Annotated in this window: 18 protein-coding genes; 8 read left to right on the forward strand and 10 right to left on the reverse strand. The window is 70.0% G+C overall.

The window, feature by feature from the left end; all coding sequences use genetic code 11:
- Window positions 1-81: 81 nt before the first annotated feature.
- From rocD to ACI2K4_RS22875, 3 genes are all read right to left on the reverse strand, one after another.
- Window positions 82-1,281, reverse strand: a complete 1,200-nt coding sequence (gene rocD / locus ACI2K4_RS22865; protein WP_404514079.1) for an ornithine--oxo-acid transaminase — start codon at window positions 1,279-1,281, stop codon at window positions 82-84.
- Between the two features lie 11 nt (window positions 1,282-1,292).
- Window positions 1,293-2,114 (reverse strand): dimethylargininase, encoded by an 822-nt coding sequence (ddaH, locus tag ACI2K4_RS22870; RefSeq protein WP_404513995.1) that lies wholly within the window; start codon window positions 2,112-2,114, stop codon window positions 1,293-1,295.
- A 317-nt stretch (window positions 2,115-2,431) separates the two neighbouring features.
- Window positions 2,432-3,196, reverse strand: a complete 765-nt coding sequence (locus tag ACI2K4_RS22875) for a hypothetical protein (RefSeq protein WP_404513997.1) — start codon at window positions 3,194-3,196, stop codon at window positions 2,432-2,434.
- Window positions 3,197-3,465: 269 nt separating this feature from the next.
- Here ACI2K4_RS22875 and ACI2K4_RS22880 point away from each other — a divergent pair, with 269 nt between their 5' ends.
- Together ACI2K4_RS22880 and ACI2K4_RS22885 are read left to right on the forward strand one after the other, a co-directional pair.
- Entirely contained in the window at window positions 3,466-4,686 is a 1,221-nt protein-coding gene (locus ACI2K4_RS22880) for a low temperature requirement protein A (protein WP_404513999.1), read from the forward strand.
- A gap of 435 nt (window positions 4,687-5,121) precedes the next feature.
- Entirely contained in the window at window positions 5,122-5,790 is a 669-nt protein-coding gene (locus ACI2K4_RS22885) for a YceI family protein (RefSeq protein WP_404514000.1), read from the forward strand.
- A gap of 44 nt (window positions 5,791-5,834) precedes the next feature.
- Here ACI2K4_RS22885 and ACI2K4_RS22890 read toward each other — a convergent pair whose 3' ends face one another.
- The gene (locus ACI2K4_RS22890) at window positions 5,835-6,245 is read right to left on the reverse strand and encodes a VOC family protein (protein ID WP_404514002.1); all 411 of its coding nucleotides are present in this window, start codon (window positions 6,243-6,245) and stop codon (window positions 5,835-5,837) included.
- A gap of 82 nt (window positions 6,246-6,327) precedes the next feature.
- Window positions 6,328-6,720 carry a helix-turn-helix domain-containing protein gene (locus tag ACI2K4_RS22895; protein WP_404514003.1) on the reverse strand — a complete coding sequence of 131 codons (393 nt, stop codon included), beginning with the start codon at window positions 6,718-6,720 and terminating at the stop codon, window positions 6,328-6,330.
- Between the two features lie 238 nt (window positions 6,721-6,958).
- Here ACI2K4_RS22895 and ACI2K4_RS22900 point away from each other — a divergent pair, with 238 nt between their 5' ends.
- Together ACI2K4_RS22900 and ACI2K4_RS22905 are read left to right on the forward strand one after the other, a co-directional pair.
- Entirely contained in the window at window positions 6,959-7,309 is a 351-nt protein-coding gene (locus ACI2K4_RS22900; RefSeq protein ID WP_404514005.1) for an MmcQ/YjbR family DNA-binding protein, read from the forward strand.
- A 169-nt stretch (window positions 7,310-7,478) separates the two neighbouring features.
- Window positions 7,479-8,387 carry a phytanoyl-CoA dioxygenase family protein gene (locus ACI2K4_RS22905; RefSeq protein WP_404514006.1) on the forward strand — a complete coding sequence of 303 codons (909 nt, stop codon included), beginning with the start codon at window positions 7,479-7,481 and terminating at the stop codon, window positions 8,385-8,387.
- Window positions 8,388-8,412: 25 nt separating this feature from the next.
- On the opposite strand, the gene ACI2K4_RS22910 is transcribed toward ACI2K4_RS22905, so the two are convergent.
- Entirely contained in the window at window positions 8,413-9,261 is an 849-nt protein-coding gene (locus ACI2K4_RS22910) for a DUF4262 domain-containing protein (protein ID WP_404514008.1), read from the reverse strand.
- 178 nt (window positions 9,262-9,439) lie between these two features.
- Between ACI2K4_RS22910 and ACI2K4_RS22915 the strand changes: the two genes are divergently transcribed.
- The 4 genes from ACI2K4_RS22915 (at window position 9,440) to ACI2K4_RS22930 (ending at window position 12,976) form a co-directional block, all read left to right on the forward strand.
- The gene (locus tag ACI2K4_RS22915) at window positions 9,440-9,664 is read left to right on the forward strand and encodes a DivIVA domain-containing protein (RefSeq protein WP_404514010.1); all 225 of its coding nucleotides are present in this window, start codon (window positions 9,440-9,442) and stop codon (window positions 9,662-9,664) included.
- Between the two features lie 367 nt (window positions 9,665-10,031).
- Window positions 10,032-10,655, forward strand: coding sequence for a TetR/AcrR family transcriptional regulator (locus ACI2K4_RS22920; protein ID WP_404514011.1), 624 nt, complete (start codon window positions 10,032-10,034; stop codon window positions 10,653-10,655).
- Between the two features lie 203 nt (window positions 10,656-10,858).
- On the forward strand, window positions 10,859-11,668 hold the full coding sequence (locus ACI2K4_RS22925) for an Fpg/Nei family DNA glycosylase (protein ID WP_404514013.1): 810 nt from the start codon (window positions 10,859-10,861) through the stop codon (window positions 11,666-11,668).
- A gap of 123 nt (window positions 11,669-11,791) precedes the next feature.
- Window positions 11,792-12,976: a low temperature requirement protein A gene (locus ACI2K4_RS22930; RefSeq protein WP_404514014.1), complete on the forward strand. Its 1,185-nt coding sequence runs from the start codon at window positions 11,792-11,794 to the stop codon at window positions 12,974-12,976.
- Here the strand turns inward: ACI2K4_RS22930 and ACI2K4_RS22935 are convergent.
- The 4 genes from ACI2K4_RS22935 to ACI2K4_RS22950 form a co-directional block, all read right to left on the reverse strand.
- Window positions 12,973-14,187, reverse strand: coding sequence for a low temperature requirement protein A (locus tag ACI2K4_RS22935; protein ID WP_404514015.1), 1,215 nt, complete (start codon window positions 14,185-14,187; stop codon window positions 12,973-12,975). The genes ACI2K4_RS22930 and ACI2K4_RS22935 overlap by 4 nt on opposite strands.
- Window positions 14,188-14,303: 116 nt before the next feature.
- Window positions 14,304-15,797, reverse strand: a complete 1,494-nt coding sequence (locus tag ACI2K4_RS22940; RefSeq protein WP_404514016.1) for a WGR domain-containing protein — start codon at window positions 15,795-15,797, stop codon at window positions 14,304-14,306.
- 78 nt (window positions 15,798-15,875) lie between these two features.
- Window positions 15,876-17,246, reverse strand: a complete 1,371-nt coding sequence (locus tag ACI2K4_RS22945; protein WP_404514017.1) for an FAD-dependent oxidoreductase — start codon at window positions 17,244-17,246, stop codon at window positions 15,876-15,878.
- Between the two features lie 3 nt (window positions 17,247-17,249).
- Window positions 17,250-18,533: a glutamate--cysteine ligase gene (locus ACI2K4_RS22950; RefSeq protein WP_404514018.1), complete on the reverse strand. Its 1,284-nt coding sequence runs from the start codon at window positions 18,531-18,533 to the stop codon at window positions 17,250-17,252.
- Window positions 18,534-18,814 lie beyond the last annotated feature (281 nt).

Below are 18,814 nucleotides of genomic sequence, written 5' to 3' on the forward strand. Positions count from 1 at the left end.
CCGCTGCGGATGGACGACCACTCTCTCCGTCTTCGGGTGACGCCGCCTCGCGGTTCGGCTCGGCCCTCGCGCCTCGGCGCCTCAGCTCAGGATGGCGCGGAGCTGCCGTACCGCGAAATCGATCTCGTCGGGTTCCACCACCAGGGGCGGGGCCAGCCGGATCGTCGACCCGTGGGTGTCCTTGGCGAGCACGCCCCGCTCGGCCAACCGCTCGCACGCCTGCCGGCCGCTCATCAGGGACGGGTCGATGTCGATGCCGGCCCAGAGGCCGCGTCCGCGTACGGCGACCAGACCCTCGCCGACCAGCCCGCGCAGCCCGGCGTGCAGCCGTTCGCCCAGCTCGGTCGAGCGGCGCTGGAACTCGCCGGTGGCGAGCAGACGTACCACCTCGGTGGCGACCGCGCAGGCGAGCGGGTTGCCGCCGAAGGTCGAGCCGTGCTCGCCGGGACGGAGCACGCCGAGCACCGACTTGTCCGCGGCGACCGCGGAGACCGGCACGATGCCGCCGCCGAGTGCCTTGCCGAGCAGGTACATGTCCGGCTTGACGCCCTCGTGGTCGAGGGCGAACGTGGTCCCGGTGCGCCCCAGCCCGGACTGGATCTCGTCGGCGAGGAAGAGCACGTTCTGCTCGGTGCAGAGTTTCCGTACGCCGGGCAGGTAACCGGTCGGCGGCACCACCACGCCCTGCTCGCCCTGGATCGGTTCGAGCAGTACGGCGACGGTCGTCTCGTCGATCGCCTCGGCCAGCGCGGTCAGGTCCCCGTACGGCACGATCCTGAACCCGGGGGTGTACGGACCGAAGTCGTCGCGGGCGTCCGCGTCGGTGGAGAAGCTGATGATGGTGGTGGTCCGGCCGTGGAAGTTGCCGTCGGCGACCACGATCGTCGCCTGCCCCGCCGGCACCCCCTTGACCCGGTAGCCCCACTTGCGGGCGACCTTGATCGCGGTCTCCACCGCCTCGGCGCCGGTGTTCATCGGCAGCACGAGTTCGGTGCCGCAGAGGTCGGCCAGCTCGTGGCAGAAATCGGCGAACTGGTCGTGGATGAAGGCGCGGCTGGTCAGGGTGAGCCGGTCGAGCTGCTGGTGCGCGGTGGCGACCAGCTTCGGGTGCCGGTGGCCGAAGTTGAGCGCGGAGTAACCGGCCAGGCAGTCCAGGTAGCGCTTGCCGTCGACGTCGGTCACCCAGGCGCCCTCGGCGGTGGAGATCACCACCGGCAGCGGATGGTAGTTGTGCGCGGTCCAGCGTTCCGCGTCGCGTACCGCGCCGGGGGTGAGCAGCATGTCGTCCACGATCACTTGCTGGCCTCTCGTTCCCGCAGCACCAGGGTGCAGCACTTCGGTCCGCCACCCGCTTTGCGTAGCTCGGACAAATCAACGCCAATTGTCGCGTATCCGCGCGCGCGGAGCTTGCTCGCCAGGCCGGTGGCCTGGGCCGGAAGCACCACGTTCCGGCCGTCGCTGACCGCGTTCAGGCCGAGCACCTCGGCATCCGCGGCCTCGGCGAGGACCGCGTCCGGGAAGAGCCGCCGCAGGACCGCCTGGCTGCCGGGGGAGAACGCCTCCGGCAGGTACGCCACGGTCCGGTCGTCGAGCACGCAGAGCGCGGTGTCCAGGTGGTAGAAGCGCGGGTCGACCAGTTGCAGCGTCACCACCGGACGGCCGAAGACCTCCTGCAACTGGGCGTGCGCCGGGTGCGTCGTACGGAATCCGGTGCCGGCCAGCAGCATGCCGTCGACCAGCAGGATGTCACCCTCGCCCTCGTTGACGTACTTCGCCTCGTGGACCGGGTACCCGGCCCGCTCGAACCACGACCGGTAGGCCGGTGCCTCGTCGGCCCGCTGCGGGTCGCGGAACTGGACGGCGAGCACCTCACCGTCCACCACGGTCGCGCCGTTTGCGGCGAAGACCATGTCGGGCAGGCCGGGCACCGGTTCGATCTCGTCGACCGTGTGGCCGAGGTCGAGGTAGGTGCGACGCAGTGTCTCCCACTGCCGGATCGCGAGCGCGGTGTCGACCGGGCCGCTCGGATCCATCCACGGGTTGATCGCGTACTCGACCGCGAAGTATGTCGGCCGGCACATCAGGTAGTGCCGGCGGCTGGAATCCAGCGTCATGCCCTGCTCCCAGTGGTCGGGCGCGCCCGGCCGATGGTCGGCTCACAACCGCTGGCGCGTCACCCAACGCTATGCGGCAGGGCCTGACCGAAACCACTGGCGGAACTTGCGTCGTACGATCGATCGTTGCGTCTGGGACCGGTGCGGCCGACGATTCGTTGCGTCTGTGATCGTCATCGCCGTACCCGAAGATCGTGATTGTCGCTGAGGGGGCGGCGCGGAGGCCGCCCCCTTCATCGACTCAGCTCTGGCGGTGAACCACCCCCGGTGAGCTACGCCCGAGCGATGAACCACCGCTCTGGCGTTTTAACTGCCCCTCAGAAACGATCGACAAACTGTGAGTCGAGCCACTCGCGGAAGCGCAGCACCCAGTCCCCGTCGGTGGTCGGCCAGGTGAACTGACCGGTCATCGCGAGAATGCCGAGGACCACCGCGCCGAGCCCGAGCACCAGACCGAGCAGCGCGTCGGACTTGCCGGCCACGTGCCGGCGGCTGGTGGCGGAGATGCCGGCCACGCCGAGCAGCGCGCCGACACCACCGAGCGCGATGCCGTAGCCGGCGAGTGCGCCGGCCAGCACGAACAGCACCGAACCGACGCCGAGGATCAGACTCAGGGTGGCGAACAGACTGGCCCGGGGACGGGGCCCGGCCGGCGCGACCACAACCGCCTCACGCTCGGCCCGCCCGGTGTCGTCGTCGCGGTCGAGCCGGGTGTCGTCCCGGTCGACGTCGGCGCGTGGGCGGTCGACGACCGGCGCGGTCGCCGTGGCGGGCCCGCCGGTCGCCGGTGCGCCCGTCGTGGGCCCGGCCGGCGGAGCCGACGAACTACGGTACGTCGCCCGGTCGACGCCCGGCCTCGGCGTGGGCTTGGGCGCGTCCCCGGCCGGCATGACCGGCGTACGGGCGCCACGCGGCGCGGTCCCGCCCGTCCGGGGTGCCGCCACGGCGTCGCCCCCGTCGATCCGCCCGTCGATGCGCCCGTCGATCCGTCCGTCACCGTTCTCGTCCCGGACCGGCACCGTCGTCCCGGGCTCCGGTTCGGACGGAGCTGGCCGCCGCGAGAGCGAAGGAATCCTGACCACAACACACCTCCTGGTCGTAGCGCGGCTACCGAGGCCCGTTCGCTGGCGCCCACGCGGTTACGCCCATCGGAGTACCCCGATCCCGCACCGCCCAACCCCCGCGCGACCGGACCTGTTGATCATGAGGTTGTCGCTGGCCGCCACGCTCGCGACCTGCGACAACCTCATGATCAACGAGGTGGACCGGCACCTTCGGAGGGTGGAGGTGGGCAGGATTGGGGCGGTGGTGGGGGAGCCGGGCGGGCGGGGATGTTCGGGGGTGGGGCTCGGTGGCGCAGATCGGGGACAGCGGGCGGGCGCTACGTAGCCCGGGGGATCGTGGCCAGGTCACGTTCGTCGAGCTCTTCTTCGATCTGATCTACGTGCTGGCGATCACCCAGCTCACCCATCTGCTGCTCGACCACCTGGATTGGCTAGGCGTACTACAGACCCTGCTCCTGCTGCTCGCCATCTGGTGGGCCTGGGTGGACACCGCCTGGGTCACCAACTGGTTCGACCCGAACCAGCTCGGCGTACGGCTGATGCTGGTCGTGGTGATGCTGCTCAGCCTGATCGTCTCCGCCTCGTTGCCCGAGGCGTACGGGGAGCGCGGGCTCTGGGTCGCCGGAGCGTACGCGGCGATCCAGGTGGGGCGGAACGTCTTTGCCGTGGTCGCGCTCGGCCGGCACGGCGGTGCCCTGCGGGGCGAGTCGGCCGTACCGGAGAGTCAACGGCTCATGCTGCGGACCAACTTCCAGCGGCTGTTGGTGTGGAAGTCGGCCTCCAGCGCGCTCTGGGTCGCGGGTGGCCTCGCCGAGGGGGCGACCAGACCCATCATCTGGAGCGCCGCCGTGGTGGTCGAATACCTGACCCCCATCACCGGCTTCTACGTGCCCGGGATGGGGCGATCCACCCCGGCGGACTGGCCGGTCAACGGCCGACACCTGGCCGAACGCGGTCAACTGTTCATCCTGATCGCGCTCGGCGAGTCCATCCTGATCACCGGTACGGTCTTCGGCGACCGGCCGGCCGAGGCGTCGCACCTGCTCGCCTTCGTCGTCTCCTTCCTGGGCAGCGTCGCGCTCTGGTGGCTCTACTTCGACCGCAGTGCCGAGGCCGCCAGTTCGGCCATCGACCAGTCCGAGAACCCCGGGCAGATCGGCCGTTCGGCCTACACCTACTTCCAGTTGCCGATCGTCGCCGGGATCATCATCTCCGCCGTCGGGGACGACCTGGTCATCGCGGATCCGGTCGGCCACTCCGGTGCCGTCACCATCGCCACCGTGCTCGGCGGACCGGCCCTCTTCCTGGCCGGTCACGTGCTGTTCAAGCATGCCGTCTTCGGCGGCGTCTCGGTGCCCCGGCTGGTCGCGATCGCGGCGCTGGCGGCCCTGGCCCCGGTGGGTCTGGTCGTTCCGCCGCTGGCCCTCGCCACGCTCTCCACCCTGGTGGTGATCGGGGTCGGCCTTCGGGACTCGCTGGTCGCGCACCCCAGTCCGGCGACGAGTTAGGACCGGGCGACGTGATGGTGGCGGTCAACGCCGTCTGCGCCGACACCGACCAGTCGGGGTCAGCCGACCGAAGCGGATCGGTCGGCACGGCCGATCGGTAATTGATTCGGTGAGTGTTGTCACGTTCGGCTCTCCGATTGTCGTCGCCGGCGCGGCGGCATTATCGAATCCAATCGAATTGTGAGCCGACCCACTTCCGGATAGAGCAGGCGTCGGTCGGGATATGACCGAAATGCGATACCGAATCGCCTCGTCCGTATCCGTTCCGCGGCGAGTGGTCGATCAAGATCCACCGTTCGGCGGAGCCCGGAAAGCGGTCCTGGAGCGTCCTTATGCTGGGCAGCGGTACGGGGGCCGCCGCCGCGTGCCCTCCGCTCGTCTCGGCGGGCACAACTGGCGAAGACCCGGGCACGGCCGGGAGGAAAGGCAACAACGATGACCGATTCTGGCACCCGGATCTGGGATGGTATGACCATTCCGGCGGCCGGCACCTATCTTCTCGATCAGGCGCACAAGCGAATCGGTTTTGTGGCCCGGCACATGATGGTGAGCCCGGTACGCGGTGAGTTCGCCGAGGCGACCGCACAGGTCTACGTGGCCGAGGATCCGCTCGCCTCCTCGGTGACCGCGACCATTCGAGCGGCCACCATCGCCACCGGAAGTGTCGACCGGGACACCCACCTGAGTAGCGCGGACTTTCTTGACGTGGAGCGGTATCCGACGCTCGAATACCGGAGCACCGGTATCAAGTGGCAGGGCAGCGAGGACCCGATCTTCGCCTGGGCCCGGCTGCGCAACCATCGGCTGGGCCTGCGGGGCAGGAGCCAGAACGTACCGCAGCAGGCGGCTCCGACGCCCGGACGGTTCGTGCTCGGCGGGGAGCTGACGGTCAAGGCGATCACCCGCCCGGTCGACCTCCAGGTCGAGTTCGGTGGCGCCCGCCGCGACCCGTACGGGCAGGACATCTTCGGGTTCAGCGCGACGACGGAGATCGACCGTGAGGATTACGGGCTGCTCTGGAACGTGGCGCTGGAGAGCGGTGGGGTCCTGGTCGGCAGGACCGTACGGATCGAAATCGCCGGCGAGGCCATCCGCCAGTCCTGACCGACCCCGACCCCGACCCGGCGAGCGGGAGAGCCCGCCCGCCCTCAGCCCTTCGGCTGGGTGAAGCGGATGCTGTTGCCGAACGGGTCGCGCAGGGCGCAGTCGATGCCGTACGGCCGCTCGGTGGGCTCCTCGGTGAACTCGACGCCCCGGCCCAGCAGCGTCTCGTACGTCTTGCGACAGTCGTCGGTGCTGAAGATGAGCGAGCCGCCCATCGCGCCCTTGGTGACCAGTTCGCGTACCTGCCGGGCGGTCTCCTCGGACATCGCCGGAGCGCCCGGTCGTTCCAGCAGGATCTGACGCCCGGCGTCGCCGGGGATGTTGACGGTGAGCCAGCGCATGAAGCCGAGGTCGACGTCGGAGTTGACCTCCAGGCCGAGCTTGCCGACGTAGAAATCGAGGGCCTCGTCCTGGTCGAGGACGTAGATCTGCGAGTGCGTGATGGCGTTGAACATGTGGATCACGCTACCGGGCAGGTCAGCCGGAAACTTATCCGAAACCGCTCGAACCAGGGGCGGCACGCGGGCTCCCGCAGGGTCAGGCGGTCGGCCGGGTCCAGGCCATCGTGAAACACGTCGGTACGTTCACCGCCGCCGTCTCCCGGCGGTACTGCCTGGGCGAACGGCCGACGATCTCGCGGAACGTACGGCTGAAGGTGCCGGTGCTCCCGAAGCCCACCTCGAAGCAGATCTCCGTCACGGGGTGGCCGGTCTCGCGCAGCAGGAACATCGCTCGCTCGACCCGGCGGCGTTGCAGGTAGCGGTGTGGCGTCTCGCCGAAGGTGGCCCGGAAGGTGCGGTTGAAGTGCGCCTCGGAGACGTACGCGATCCGGGCCAGCGCCGGCACGTCCAGCGGCTGCGCGTAGCCGCGGTCCATCGCGTCGCGCGCCCGGAGCAGCCGGCGGTTGGTCTCCTCCACGGCCCGGCTCACCGTGCCATCACACCACAGCCCGCCAGCGCGGCCCGCGCCCGACCGGCTCTGCGACCCGGCACGCCCGGCCGGCGAGCCGGAGCCGTCCGGCCCGATGACGTGGGTCACATCACCCGAACCGGCCCTGCTTCTTTGAACGGTTGATCCGGGCGCCACGTGTACCCAGCAACCCTCGCCCGGGAGGGTACGTGTTTGTCGTACCACCGTGTGAGCATGGCGGACAGTGAGAGGGCGTGTGATGAGGTGGCGTGAGGTGCTCGAATACTGCCTGGCCAAACCCGGCGCGTGGCAGGACGAGCCGTGGGAGTCCGACGTCGTGGTGAAGGTCGGCTGCAAGATCTTCGCGTTTCTCGGCTCCGAGTCGCGGGCCACGGTCGGGGTCAAGTGCGGCGCCTCCCGAGAGATGGCCGACGAGTGGCTGCTGCGTCACCCGGAGGACGCCTGGGTGATGGCGTACATCGGGCGTTATGGCTGGAACAGCCTGCGGATCGACGGCACGATCCCCGCCGACGAACTCACCGAGGCGATCGACGCCTCCTACGAGGCGGTGCTCAGCAAGCTTCCCGCGAAGGAGCGCCCGAGCCGCTGACCAGCGGTTTTGTGAAAAGATCATGAAAAATCGGTACGGCGGCGATGGAGCCCGGCCCCGCCCGGCCCCCGCCACGGCTAACTGATCCGATCCTAAGAACTACTTCACAACCCGCCGATTCACTCCCTGGCAGGTAACGCGTAAGGCGTGTCAAGGAGAGGTCAGCGCGATGTTCGATTACCAGGGTCAGACGGGGTACGAGTCGATCAGCGAGGTCGACCGCAAGGAGTTCCACGAGAACGGCTTCCTGCTGCTGCGTCAGGTGCTGACCGAGGAGCACCGGGCGGCGTTGGAACGGGCCGTCGACCGGAGCTACGAGCGGGCCGCCTCGGCGGGCGACACCGGCCGGAACGGGACCCTGCACCTGTTGGGATTCCTGGAGCGGGACGAGCTCTTCGGCGAACTGCTCACCCACCCGACCACGTTCCCGTACGTCTGGGGGCTGCTCGGCTGGAACATCTACACCCACCACAACCACCTCGACGTCACCCCGCCCGAGCCGGCCGAAGAGGCGGACCGGCCGTACTGGGGCTGGCACCAGGACGGCTACCGGCAGAACTCCGACCCGGAGACGCTCGACCCGGACCTGGCCCGGCCGATGTTCTCGCTCAAGGTCGCGTACGTCCTGTCCGACCTCGCCGAGACCGGTCGGGGGGCGACCAAGGTCATTCCGGGCAGCCACCTGCGCAACTCGCTGCCCCGTCCGAGCGACCTCTCGGTGCACCACCCCGACCCGGCGGGCGCGGTCGAGATCACCGCCAACCCGGGTGACGCGTTTGTCTTCGACCGCCGGCTGTGGCACTCGCGGTCCGTCAACCGCTCCACCATCACCCGGAAGATGCTCTTCGTCGGTTACACGTACCGCTGGATCCGTCCGCTGGACGACCCGCGCCTGGACCGCGAGGGTCCGTGGTGGACGGCCCGTACGCCGGTCCAGCGGCAACTGCTGGGCCAGAGCCCGCACACGGCGAACAACTGGGGCGTCAACTGGGACGGGTACGTGGACGACGAGATTCCGCTGCGCCGGGAGCTCAAGCGCCGTCGCCAGCTCGACCGCACCGTTCCCTGGCTGCGCTGATGCCCCAGGGGTGCCGGGAGGGACGCTACCGGGGCCGGGCGTCCGCCCAGGCACGGGCGCTCCGCTCGCGCTCGCCCGGCGAGAGCTGGGCCCGGATCCAGACCAGGTCGTCGCCGGTGACCGCGAGCTCTCCCTCGCCGAGATCGGCGCAGGCGGAGAGGTGTGGGTGCCGCACGACCAGGTCGCCGAGGTAGGCCAGGCAGAGGTCGTCGGCGGGGTAACCCCGCTCGTCCAGCACGTCGTACGCGCCGTCGTCCAGGCTCACCCGGGCGATCGGCCGGGCACCGTCGAGCACCGACGCGGTGGTCAGGGCCCAGTTGTCCGGACCCAGCGGGAAGGGAAAATCCGGCTCCAACTCGCCGACGAGCCGCCACGGACCCGGGGGATGCTCGGTGACCGGCAACCAGGCGAACGCCTGCCGACTCCGACTGCTCGCCGACGCGAGGTCCGCCCAGGGCCAGCGCCCGTCCCGGTCCGGCCAGACGAGCTGCGCCACCGGGACCGTGAAGTCGCCGTAGAACCGGTGTGCGGTGCCGAACAGGGCTCGGTGCCAGGACGGGTGCACCGGTCGTAGCTGGGTGGGGAAGTCCCCCAACACCCCCTCGAACGGCTCGCCCGGCTCGGGCCAGCCACGATCACGCCCGAGTGCCACGCACGCGTTCAACCAGTGCTGCATGTGCTCGCCCTCGAGCCCGAACATGACCAGCTCCGGACGGCGCAACGTGTGCCACAGCCCGACCGTGTACGCGAAGCCGACGCCTCCCTCGACCCGCAGCGCCGACCAGCCGTGCTCCCGGATCGTGTCGACGATGCCGCCGTCCCGGCCGGCGGGGTCGTCGACGCAGAGCACGCAAGGGCAGGAGGGCTCGGTCACCCGGCGACTCTACCGACGGCGTCGGTCCTGCATGCCGGTCAGGGTCGGCGGTTGGCGCTGGTCAAGATGCGTGGTCTGGCGCTGGTCCGGGTCACGGGCGGCCCGACGTACGGGCCAGAGTGCCGGCGGCGGGACGGTGGGGCCAGCGACGGCCCGTCCCGGTGCGCATACTGACCGGATGTCGAGCAGACCAGAGTTCATCCACGCGTTGCGGGGTTACGACGTCAGGGAGGTCGACGCGTTGGTCGAGCGGGCGGAGCGGGCCGCCGCCTCGGACGATCCGGTGTTGCGCGCGTCGGTCCGGCACGAGATCCACCGGGCGGCCTTCACCGTCGCGCTGCGGGGTTACGACCGGTCGCAGGTCAACGGCTATCTCCAGACGCTCGCCATCCAGCTCGGCTGACCCGCGTCACAGTGGTCCACAACGGACGGTCGGGGTCGGCCGCCGGTCCGGCAACGGCCCGTACTGTGCTCGCACACGTCGAGCGTACGCAATTGTCGGAGTTGGCAAGCGGTGTCGGTTACCGCGAGCGGCTCCCCGGGTGGCGGTGTTCCGGCGTCTGATGAGCGGAGCCACGGGTGCGTACGCCGTCACGGACGGTCAACCGCCCAGGGGTCGGCGTCCGGTCGTCGACGATCTCCGGACACTCCGTCGGAGTGCCGCCGAGCAGCAATGATCCGAGGGTGGTACGCAATGATGCTTATGTTGTCGCGCGCTGCCAAACTGGAGGTCATCGGTGTCCCCTCGTTCCCCCCGGGTGAACGTCCAGATGCGCCATCGGTCGCAGGAGCGGATCATCGGCGCGGCGTTGGAGGTCTTCGCGGCCCACGGGTACGAGGGAGCCACCATCTCCCAGATAACCGAGCGGGCGCAGGTGTCCCGGGGTCTGATCTCCTACTACTTCGCCTCCAAGCGTGACCTGCTGGAGGCGGTGCTGGGGCGCTGGCTCGACAGCATGCTCTCGATGCTCGACGACCAGGGCGAGGACGTACCCGCCGACCAGCTCCTGGCGACCGTGATCGACCGGGCGGTGTACGGCGCCCGCGAGTTCCTCGGCATGCAGCGGTTGATGCTCTGCCTGATGCTCCAGCCCGGCACCCGTGAGGTGTTCGCGAAGGTCGAGCGGTCCCGGGAGACGGCGGTGCTGGCCTTCGAGGACCGGCTGCGGTCGATCTTCGCTGCCCGGGGCGCGGCCGACCCGGCGGTGGAGGAGGTGCTGCTGCGCAGCGTGCTGGAGGGCGTGGTCTACAAGCTCGCGGTCTACGAGGACACCTATCCGCTGACCGAGATCCGGCCGAGGCTCTACCAGCTCTACAACCTCGGCGAGCCCGGACCGCTGCCGTTGCCGCCGGACACCTTCCGGGTGCTGAACCGGATGCGCACACCCGCCTGACCGTGGCCGTCCGCTCGCTGTCGGTGGACTTGCGTACGAACGGTTGACTAGCTGATGATCGGCCTCGTAGGGTCGTGTCGACAGTGGACTGGACGGACGTACAGTCAAAGTTGCCCCGACTCCAGTGCCCCCTCGTGCCTCCGCCATGGCCGTGGGGGCACTGGCCGTGGGGGCGGAGCCGCGACGGCATAGGCTTGGACACCATGCCCGAGGGTCACACCATCCACCGGCTCGCGGCCCGGCACCGGGCGCTCTTCGCGGGCGACAAGGTGCTGGTCGACAGCCCGCAGGGCCGGTTCGCCGAAGGCGCGGCGCTGCTGAGCGGCACGGTGCTGGACAACACCGAGGCGTACGGCAAGCATCTGCTCCATCATTACGCCAGCGGCGTCAGCCTGCACATCCACCTCGGGCTCTACGGCAAGTTCGCCGACGGGGACGGCGAGCCCCCGGTCCCGGCGGGGCAGATCCGGTTGCGGATCAGCAGCGACCGGCACTGGCTGGAGCTGCGCGGGCCGAACGCGTGCGAACTGCTCACCCCGCCCGAGGTCGAGGCGCTACGGCACCGGCTCGGCGCCGATCCGCTGCGCGCCGACGCCGACCCGGACCCGGCGTACGCGCGGATCGGGCGCAGTCCGACCCCGCTGGCCGCCCTCCTGCTGGACCAGACGATCGTGGCCGGCACCGGTCTGATCTTCGTGACCGAGGCGCTCTTCCGGGCCGGGATCCACCCGCTCGCGGCCGGGCGGGGATTGGCCGCCACGGGCTGGGCCGCGCTCTGGGACGATCTCGGCGAGCTGATGCGGGCGGCGGTGCTGACCGGCCGAATCGACACCGTACGAGCCGAGCACCTGCCGGAGGCGATGGGCCGGCCGCCCCGGGTGGACCGGCACGGCGGTGAGGTCTACGTCTACCGCCGCGCGGGCCAGCCCTGCCACGTCTGCGGTACGCCGATCCACCAGGGCGAGCTGGTCGGCCGCAACCTCTACTGGTGCCCGATCTGCCAACCCGGCTGAGGCGCCCTCTCTGGCCGTTCGGCTGTCCGAACACGTCCGGTTTTGTATGTTCGGAGAGTGACAGGAGAGTCAGGACGCCAGCACCTCCCCGACCGGACCGGCGGGTCCTAGGAGGCAGCCGCCGTGACGTCGAGCCCGTTGCCCCGGATCCTGCGCAGGCCCGACGACCCGCCGTACCCGACGTTCCTGGAACTCTTCTTCGACCTGGTCTACATCTTCCTGATCTCCCGCATCGCGGGCCAACTCGCCGCCAACCCGAGCCCGGGCAACGCGGCGCGGATGGCGGTGATGCTGCTCGCCGCCTGGTGGGTGTGGGTGCTGACCGCATGGCTCACCGACCTGTTCAACCCCCAGAAGCCGATCATCCAGTTGGCGGTGCTGCTCTGCATGTTCGGCACCCTGGTCATGGCCGTCACCGCACCGCACGCGTTCGGTTCCCACGGCTGGGTCTTTGTCCTGGCCTACTTCGGCATCCACGTCGTCCGTGACTCGGTGCTGATCCCGGGCACCCGGGTGAACCGGGACATCCAGGCCAGGAGCATCCGGGTCTTCTTCTGGTTCGGGGTTACCCTGCCGCTCTGGGTGGCCGGCGCGTTTGTCGAGGGGTCGGTGCGACTGGTGCTCTGGGCCGTCGCGGTGCTGGTGGACCTCGGCTCGGCCCGGCTCGGCTGGCCGACACCGAGACTCGGGCGGACCGAACTCGCCAGCCAGATCTTCACCGGCAGCCACCTCTCCGAGCGGCACCGTCAGATCTTCATCATCGCGCTCGGCGAGCTGATCCTCACCATCGGTATCCAACTCGGTCTCAGTCGCTTCGAGACCGGGCCGGTGGTCGCCTGCGCGGTGGCGTTCACCGGCGCGGTCGTGCTCTTCCACCTGTACTTCCAGCGGGTTCGTCAACTGCTGGCGCCGGCCAACGTCTCGCTGGTGGAACGGATCCGGCCGGGCATCCTCACCTCCTACTGCCACCTGGTGATGGTCGCGGGGGTGGTGGTGATGTCGGCCAGCAACACCATCGTGATCCGCGAGCCGTTCGGCACGGCGTCCACGAACCTGATCGTCCTGATCCTGGGTGGCCCCGCTCTCTTCCTGCTCGGCGGCTCACTCTTCGACCTGCTGGCGACCGGTCGGCTGCTCCGGTCCCGGGCGATCGCGATCGTCGTGCTCGGTGCCGTCGGCCCCGCCATGGTGCCGCTGTCGCCCCTGCTCGTCATGGCGGTGGCCAACTCCGTGCTACTGCTCACCCTGGTCGCCGAGATGACGCTCGGCGGCACCCGCAACGTGGGCAGGGCGATCGTGATCCTCTAGTCGGGCCCCGTCCGGCCACCCATCCTGGGCGGGGCCGGGTCGCGCCGGTGTACTCGGGTGCTGAGCAGGTTCAGTGCCGCGATCACGAAGAGAATGACCATGACCAGGAGCGCGATGGTGACCGGTCGCAGCAGGCCGATCGCGGGTGCCACCGCCGCCAGTAGCACGAGTCCGGCGACCCGGGAGCGGGACACCCGGCTGAAGACGACGTAGTCGAAGAAACCGCGGCCGATCAGGAAGAGGGCGGGTCCGCCGAGGATCGCCGTGGCCCAGGCCGACGGGGTGGGTTCGAGCGGGTGTTCGACCACGAGTTGGCTGGCCGAGGCCGTGCCGATGATGCCGGCCACCATGATCAGATGGGCGACCGCGGTGTACTGGCTGAGCCGGGCCGGGTTGTTCGACCGGTCGATGGCGACGGTCATCACCTCGCCGGCGCGGTAGATGTAGATCCGCCACATCAACACCGCGATCACAAACATGATCACCAGTGCCCAGGTGTGACTCAGCGGGTAGGACGTCTTCTCGGTGAAGGCCCGGCCGACCACGAAGAGCGCCACCCCGAGCGCGATGATGACGAACTGGCGGTAGCGCTCGGAGATCCGCCTCCCGGACGGTCGTGACTCCCGTGAGCGCGAACTGCCGAGTCCGCGTACGGGCCAGCCGAGCGCGGTGCCCAGGTATTCGAGTCCGACCGCCACCGCCCAGAGCACCACCCGGGCCGTACCGCCCACCATCGCGCCGGCGATCCAGCCGATCGAGGCGGCGAGTTCCCAGACCAGGACCCGGCGACTCTGGGTCGGCGTCGGGCCGCGCCGGTGGACCACGGTGTTGTAGGCGCCCGAGCCCAGGTGGATCAGCACGTAGGTGACCGCGAACAGCAGGCCGTGGTCGGCGTATGCCTCGGGCACCGCGGCGGCCAGCACCAGGCTGCCCGCCATGGCCGCGACGATTTGTGGCTGGACCGACACGTGGTTCGGGTTGAAGGTGCTGCCGGCCCAGGCGGTCAGCGCCCAGATCATCGTGAACGCCAGCAGCAGGGTCAGGGTCTGGACGGCACCCGTCCAGGTCATCTCGCCGACCAGCTTCTCGGCCAGCGAGATCAGCGCGACGATGAAGACCAGGTCGAAGAAGAGTTCCAGGAAGGCGGGCCGCTCCCGCTCCTCCTCGGCGGCGGCCGCTGCCTCGGCGTCGGCCGGGCCCCCCGTCGCCATCGACCACCCCGCCCGTCCGGTCCGCCGTCTCCGCCGTTACCAGACACTAAGCGGAAAAAAGCTGTGGTGTCGGGCAATCCGGTCTGGGGTCGCCCGACATGCCCGAGCGGTACGGCTCAGCCGCGCAGGCGCCGAATGTCCCCGTACGCCCGGTAGAAACCGCCCCGGCCCGACTCCCGGATCTCGGTGACCAGGTAGCGGGCGTTCGGCTCGCGGATGCCCTTGGGAAACTGGACCAGCCAGTCCGATCGGTAACCGGGCGAGACCACGTGGATGCGCAGCCGCCCGCCCTCGTTGACGCACTCGACCAGCACGCCGTCACCCTGGTCCTGCTGGACCACCTCGACCGTGGTGGACACCGGCACCGCCGGCATCCGGGGCGGCGCCTTCACGTCCACCACCTCGGGCACGGTGCCCCGCTCGGCCGCCCGGATCGCCGGCTCGCTGGCGTCGACGCAGGCCAGCGCCCCGGTTGTGGTGACCAGGTAGAGCCGCTCGTCGTGGTACTGCATCGAGTAGGCCGACCCGCAGCCGGTGCCGAGCTTCCAGAGCCGGTTGCCGGCGGCGTCGAAGCAGTAGATCGACGAGTGGCTGTCACCGGCGAAGACGTACTCGCCGTCGGCCGCCGTGGCGCAGGAGTAGACCGGGGCGTCACAACGATAGGTCCGTTCGAGCCGGCCGTCCTTGCTCAACCGGGTGACCTGGTTGGTGGCCGTACCGGCGTACAGGGTGCCCGGCTCCTGCCAGCCGAAGAGCACCGCGCCGGTCGGCTGGTGCCACACCTCGCGGCCGGTCCGCCAGTCGTAGCTGGTCACCCCACGGGAGTGCCCGTGGTGTACGGCGTCCGCGTCGCACCGGACCATCCAGCCGCCCGAGCCGTTCCCCTGCCGCCGCCAGAGAAACTCGTCCTCGTGGTCGATCGAGGCGATCCCGCCGCCGGAGTCCGAGACGCCGAGGACGCCGTCGTGGATGTCCAGCCAGTAGATGTCGATGTCGTCCGCGATCCGGTACGCGAGCCGGGGCACCTTGCCGGAGATGTCGTAGACGTTGCCGTCGTCGCAGCCGGCGTACCGCCAGTCGTCGTCGGCGACGATGCACTTCACCCCGTCGGGGAGCCGGTACTGCTGCATCACCTGGGCGTCGTGGTTGAGCGCCGTGATCACCCCGTGCTCGTTGCCGACCAGGCAACCGTGCCGGTCGACAAAGATGCCGAAGGCCGGGGCACCGGAGTCGTAGCGCCACAACACCGGGGCCCGCCGGGCGGTCGAGCGCACGCTGACGATCTGGCGCCGGGAGACGCCGCGCTTCTGACGTACGCCCGGCACGGCCGGGGCGTAACCCTTGCGCACCTTCTCACCGATCTTCCGGGACGCCTCCAGCTTGGCCCGTTCGGCGCTGGCGAAGCTGCTCCGCTTCACCTGACCGGTGTCGCCGATCCGGCCGTACCGAACGGTCAGCTCGGTCCCGTCGACGGTCACCTCGTAGAACTTGTGCGATGTGCCGTCGGTCTCGGACAGCTCGAGGTACGTCTTCTCCTGGGACATCGGCGGGCCTCCGGGGGTGGCGTGGCTGGCGTCGGCGGGGACACCGGACGCATCGACGGGCCACACCGTAGCCACCGCCACCGACAAACTGCTGTGTAAGGAAGGGCCCCTTATTAACGCATAGCGTTAATAAGGGGCCCTTCCTTACAGCGCATGGAGTTCGTCGACGGCTTTGCGGGCGGCGACCAGGACCGGGTCCCAGACGGGGGAGTACGGGGGTGCGTACCCGAGGTCGAGCATCGACATCTCGTCCACGGTCATGTTCTTCCAGAGCGCCACGGCCAGGGTGTCGATCCGCTTCGCCGACTGCGACCGGCCGACGATCTGGGCGCCGAGCAGCCGCCCGGTGCCCTTCTCCGCGATCAGTTTGATGGTCATCCGAGCGGCGTCGGGGAAGTAACCGGCGGTGTTGGTGGACTCCACGGTCACCGTGATGAACTCGAACCCGGCCACCCGGGCCTCCGGTTCCAGCAACCCGGTCCGGGCCACCTCCAGGTCGCAGACCCGGGTCACGGCGGTGCCGATCACGCCGAGGAAGGTGGCGTAACCGCCGCCGATGTTGATCCCGGCCACCCGGCCCTGCTTGTTGGCGTGGGTGCCGAGCGGCACGTAGACCGGCTGGTTGGTGGTCTTGTGCACGGTCTCGACGCAGTCCCCGGCGGCCCAGACCCCGGGGATGCCGATCACCCGCATCCGCAGGTCGGTCCGGATGGCGCCGGTCGGCCCGATCGGCAGACCGGCCTCCTTGGCGAGTTGTACGTTCGGACGTACGCCGGTGCCGAGCACCACCACGTCCGCCGGGATCGTGCCCCCGTTGGTGCGTACGCCGGTGACCCGCCCCCCGGCGGTGGTCAGGCCGATGATCTCCACCCGGGTACGCACGTCGATGCCCATCCCGACCAGCGCGTCCCGGACCAGTCGGCCCATGTCCGGGTCGACCGTCGACATCGGCTGCTCGCCGCGTTCGGCGAGGGTGACCTCGAGCCCGCGTTCGATCATGGCCTCGGCCATCTCGACCCCGATGTAGCCTCCGCCGACCACCACCGCCCGGGTCGGCTTCGGATCCCGATCCAGCCAGTGGCGCAGCGCCTTGCCGTCGTCGAGGGTCTGCACCCCGAAGACCCCGCCCGCGTCGGTACGCGCCCACGGCGGCACGGTCGGCACCGCGCCGGCCGCGTACACCAGGTCGTCGTAGGTCTCCCGGACCTCGCGCCCGCTCTCCAGGTCCCGGGCGACCACCTCGCGCCGGTCCAGGTCGATCCCGGTCACCTCGTGACGCAGCCGTACGTCGATCTGGTGCTCCTTGCGGTGCGTCTCCGGGTCGCGGGTGATCAACTCGGGGTAGTCGACCAGCCCGCTGATCCAGTACGGGATACCGCAGGCCGAGTACGACGTGAAGTGCCCGCGCTCGAACGCGATGATCTCCAGGTCGTCATGGTCTCGCCGTCGGCGGGCCTGGGACGCCGCGGACATGCCGGCGGCGTCCCCGCCGATCACGATCAGTCGACCAGTCATGGCTTATTGTGGCTGTTCCGCGCGGTTGGTCCGCCGTTGTTCCGCGAGGTCGTCCCGCCGGTCGCCCCGGGTCTGCCGGGCCAGGTCGGCCAGGACGTCGGCGAGTTCGCCCCGGCGCGCGTACGCCGCCCGTTGCCGGGTGGCGCCGGTGCCGTCCCGGCGCAGCCGGTCCAGCAGCGCGGTCACCTCGGGCAGGTCGCCGTGCCGGTCCAACTCGGGTCGGATCCGGTCGACCAGCCTGTCCAACAGCTCCCAGGCCGGCATGGTGCCACCGCGTACCGGGTCGACGGCGAGCCCGTCCAGCCCGTCGTGCGCGGCCCGCCAGTGCGCCGCGGTGAGCAGGTGGTGGTCGATCATGACCGGCTCCCGGCCCTGCGCGATGTCGTTGAGCGCGGTGCCGACCAGCGATCGGACCAGTGCCGCGACCAGGATGGTGTCGTCCAGGCTCGGGCAGACGTCGCCGATCCGGATCTCCACCGTCGGGTAGTGCGAGGAGAGCCGGGCGTACCAGTAGACCATGCCCTCGTCGAGCAGCATGCCGGTCGAGACGAGCTGGTCGACCAGCCACTGGTAATGGGCGTGCGACTCCAGGAACGGGGTCGGCGCGACCGAGGGCCAGCGCTCCCAGAGCATCGAACGCCAGCTCGCGTACCCGGTGTCCCGGCCGTTGTGGAACGGCGAGTTGGTGGTCACCGCGTGCAGGACCGGCAGCCAGGGCCGCAGGTGGTTGAGCACCCGTACGCCGGTCTCCGGGTCGGGGATGCCGACGTGCACGTGCATGCCGTTGTAGCCGGGACCGTCCACCAGCGGGCCGAACTGCTCCACCATCCGGTGGAACCGGGGGTTCTCGAACACCGGGGGGATCGGTCCGTCGACCAGCCCGGCGCCGACCGCGAGCAGCCGTACGTCGGCCGCCTCGGCGGCGTCGGACAGCCCGGACCGGAGCAGCCCCAGCGAGTGCCGCAGCGCGCCCAGTTCCAGGCCGGGCGGGCTGCCGATCTCGATCTGACTGGTCTGGAACTCGTGCTGCACCTGGCCCCGGAGGTCGTCCGGCACCTGCTCCAGCACCCGGTCGACCGCGGGTACGCCCTGTCCGGTCTCCGGGTCGACCAGCAGGAACTCCTCCTCCACCCCGACCGTGAGCAGTCCCGGCCGTTCGGCCGGAACCTGGGCCGGTGCCGGGCGGGTCGTCGTACCCTCCGCCGTGCCCTGGGAAGTCGTGTCCGGGGAGATCGCCGTGTCCTGCGCAACCGTCGTGCCCTGGGCCATCGCCACACTGCCGGCCATCGCCACCACCCGCCGTCCATCGTTGCCGTCGCGCCGGGATCAGCGCCTGGCGACTCCGTTACCCAGCGCGGTCATCCCGGAAAACGCGGCCCCGGCGTGGCGACACGCACACGAGGTCGGACGACGGCCTACCCCCGGTACGAGCGGGGAGGGCGGCGCAACGACAAAAGGCGTGAAGCGGAATTCATCGGCTATATGGCGGCTGGCCCGAGTGGTGACTCGACGGAGGCGTACATGGAAAATGATGTGGCTACCTGTTTGAGCATGTACGAGCCGCATGT

The organism is Micromonospora sp. NPDC050397 (genome assembly GCF_044901685.1).
Lineage (GTDB): Bacteria > Actinomycetota > Actinomycetes > Mycobacteriales > Micromonosporaceae > Micromonospora_G.

Excerpts from the sequence above, each read along its gene's own strand:
- rocD (WP_404514079.1), bottom strand. The coding sequence starts at position 1,281 with ATGCTGCTCACCCCCGGCGCGGTACGCGACGCGGAACGCTGGACCGCG.
- ddaH (WP_404513995.1), bottom strand. The coding sequence starts at position 2,114 with ATGACGCTGGATTCCAGCCGCCGGCACTACCTGATGTGCCGGCCGACA.
- ACI2K4_RS22885 (WP_404514000.1), top strand. The coding sequence starts at position 5,122 with ATGACCGATTCTGGCACCCGGATCTGGGATGGTATGACCATTCCGGCG.
- ACI2K4_RS22890 (WP_404514002.1), bottom strand. The coding sequence starts at position 6,245 with ATGTTCAACGCCATCACGCACTCGCAGATCTACGTCCTCGACCAGGAC.
- ACI2K4_RS22900 (WP_404514005.1), top strand. The coding sequence starts at position 6,959 with ATGAGGTGGCGTGAGGTGCTCGAATACTGCCTGGCCAAACCCGGCGCG.
- ACI2K4_RS22905 (WP_404514006.1), top strand. The coding sequence starts at position 7,479 with ATGTTCGATTACCAGGGTCAGACGGGGTACGAGTCGATCAGCGAGGTC.
- ACI2K4_RS22915 (WP_404514010.1), top strand. The coding sequence starts at position 9,440 with ATGTCGAGCAGACCAGAGTTCATCCACGCGTTGCGGGGTTACGACGTC.
- ACI2K4_RS22920 (WP_404514011.1), top strand. The coding sequence starts at position 10,032 with ATGCGCCATCGGTCGCAGGAGCGGATCATCGGCGCGGCGTTGGAGGTC.
- ACI2K4_RS22925 (WP_404514013.1), top strand. The coding sequence starts at position 10,859 with ATGCCCGAGGGTCACACCATCCACCGGCTCGCGGCCCGGCACCGGGCG.
- ACI2K4_RS22935 (WP_404514015.1), bottom strand. The coding sequence starts at position 14,187 with ATGGCGACGGGGGGCCCGGCCGACGCCGAGGCAGCGGCCGCCGCCGAG.
- ACI2K4_RS22945 (WP_404514017.1), bottom strand. The coding sequence starts at position 17,246 with ATGACTGGTCGACTGATCGTGATCGGCGGGGACGCCGCCGGCATGTCC.
- ACI2K4_RS22950 (WP_404514018.1), bottom strand. The coding sequence starts at position 18,533 with ATGGCCGGCAGTGTGGCGATGGCCCAGGGCACGACGGTTGCGCAGGAC.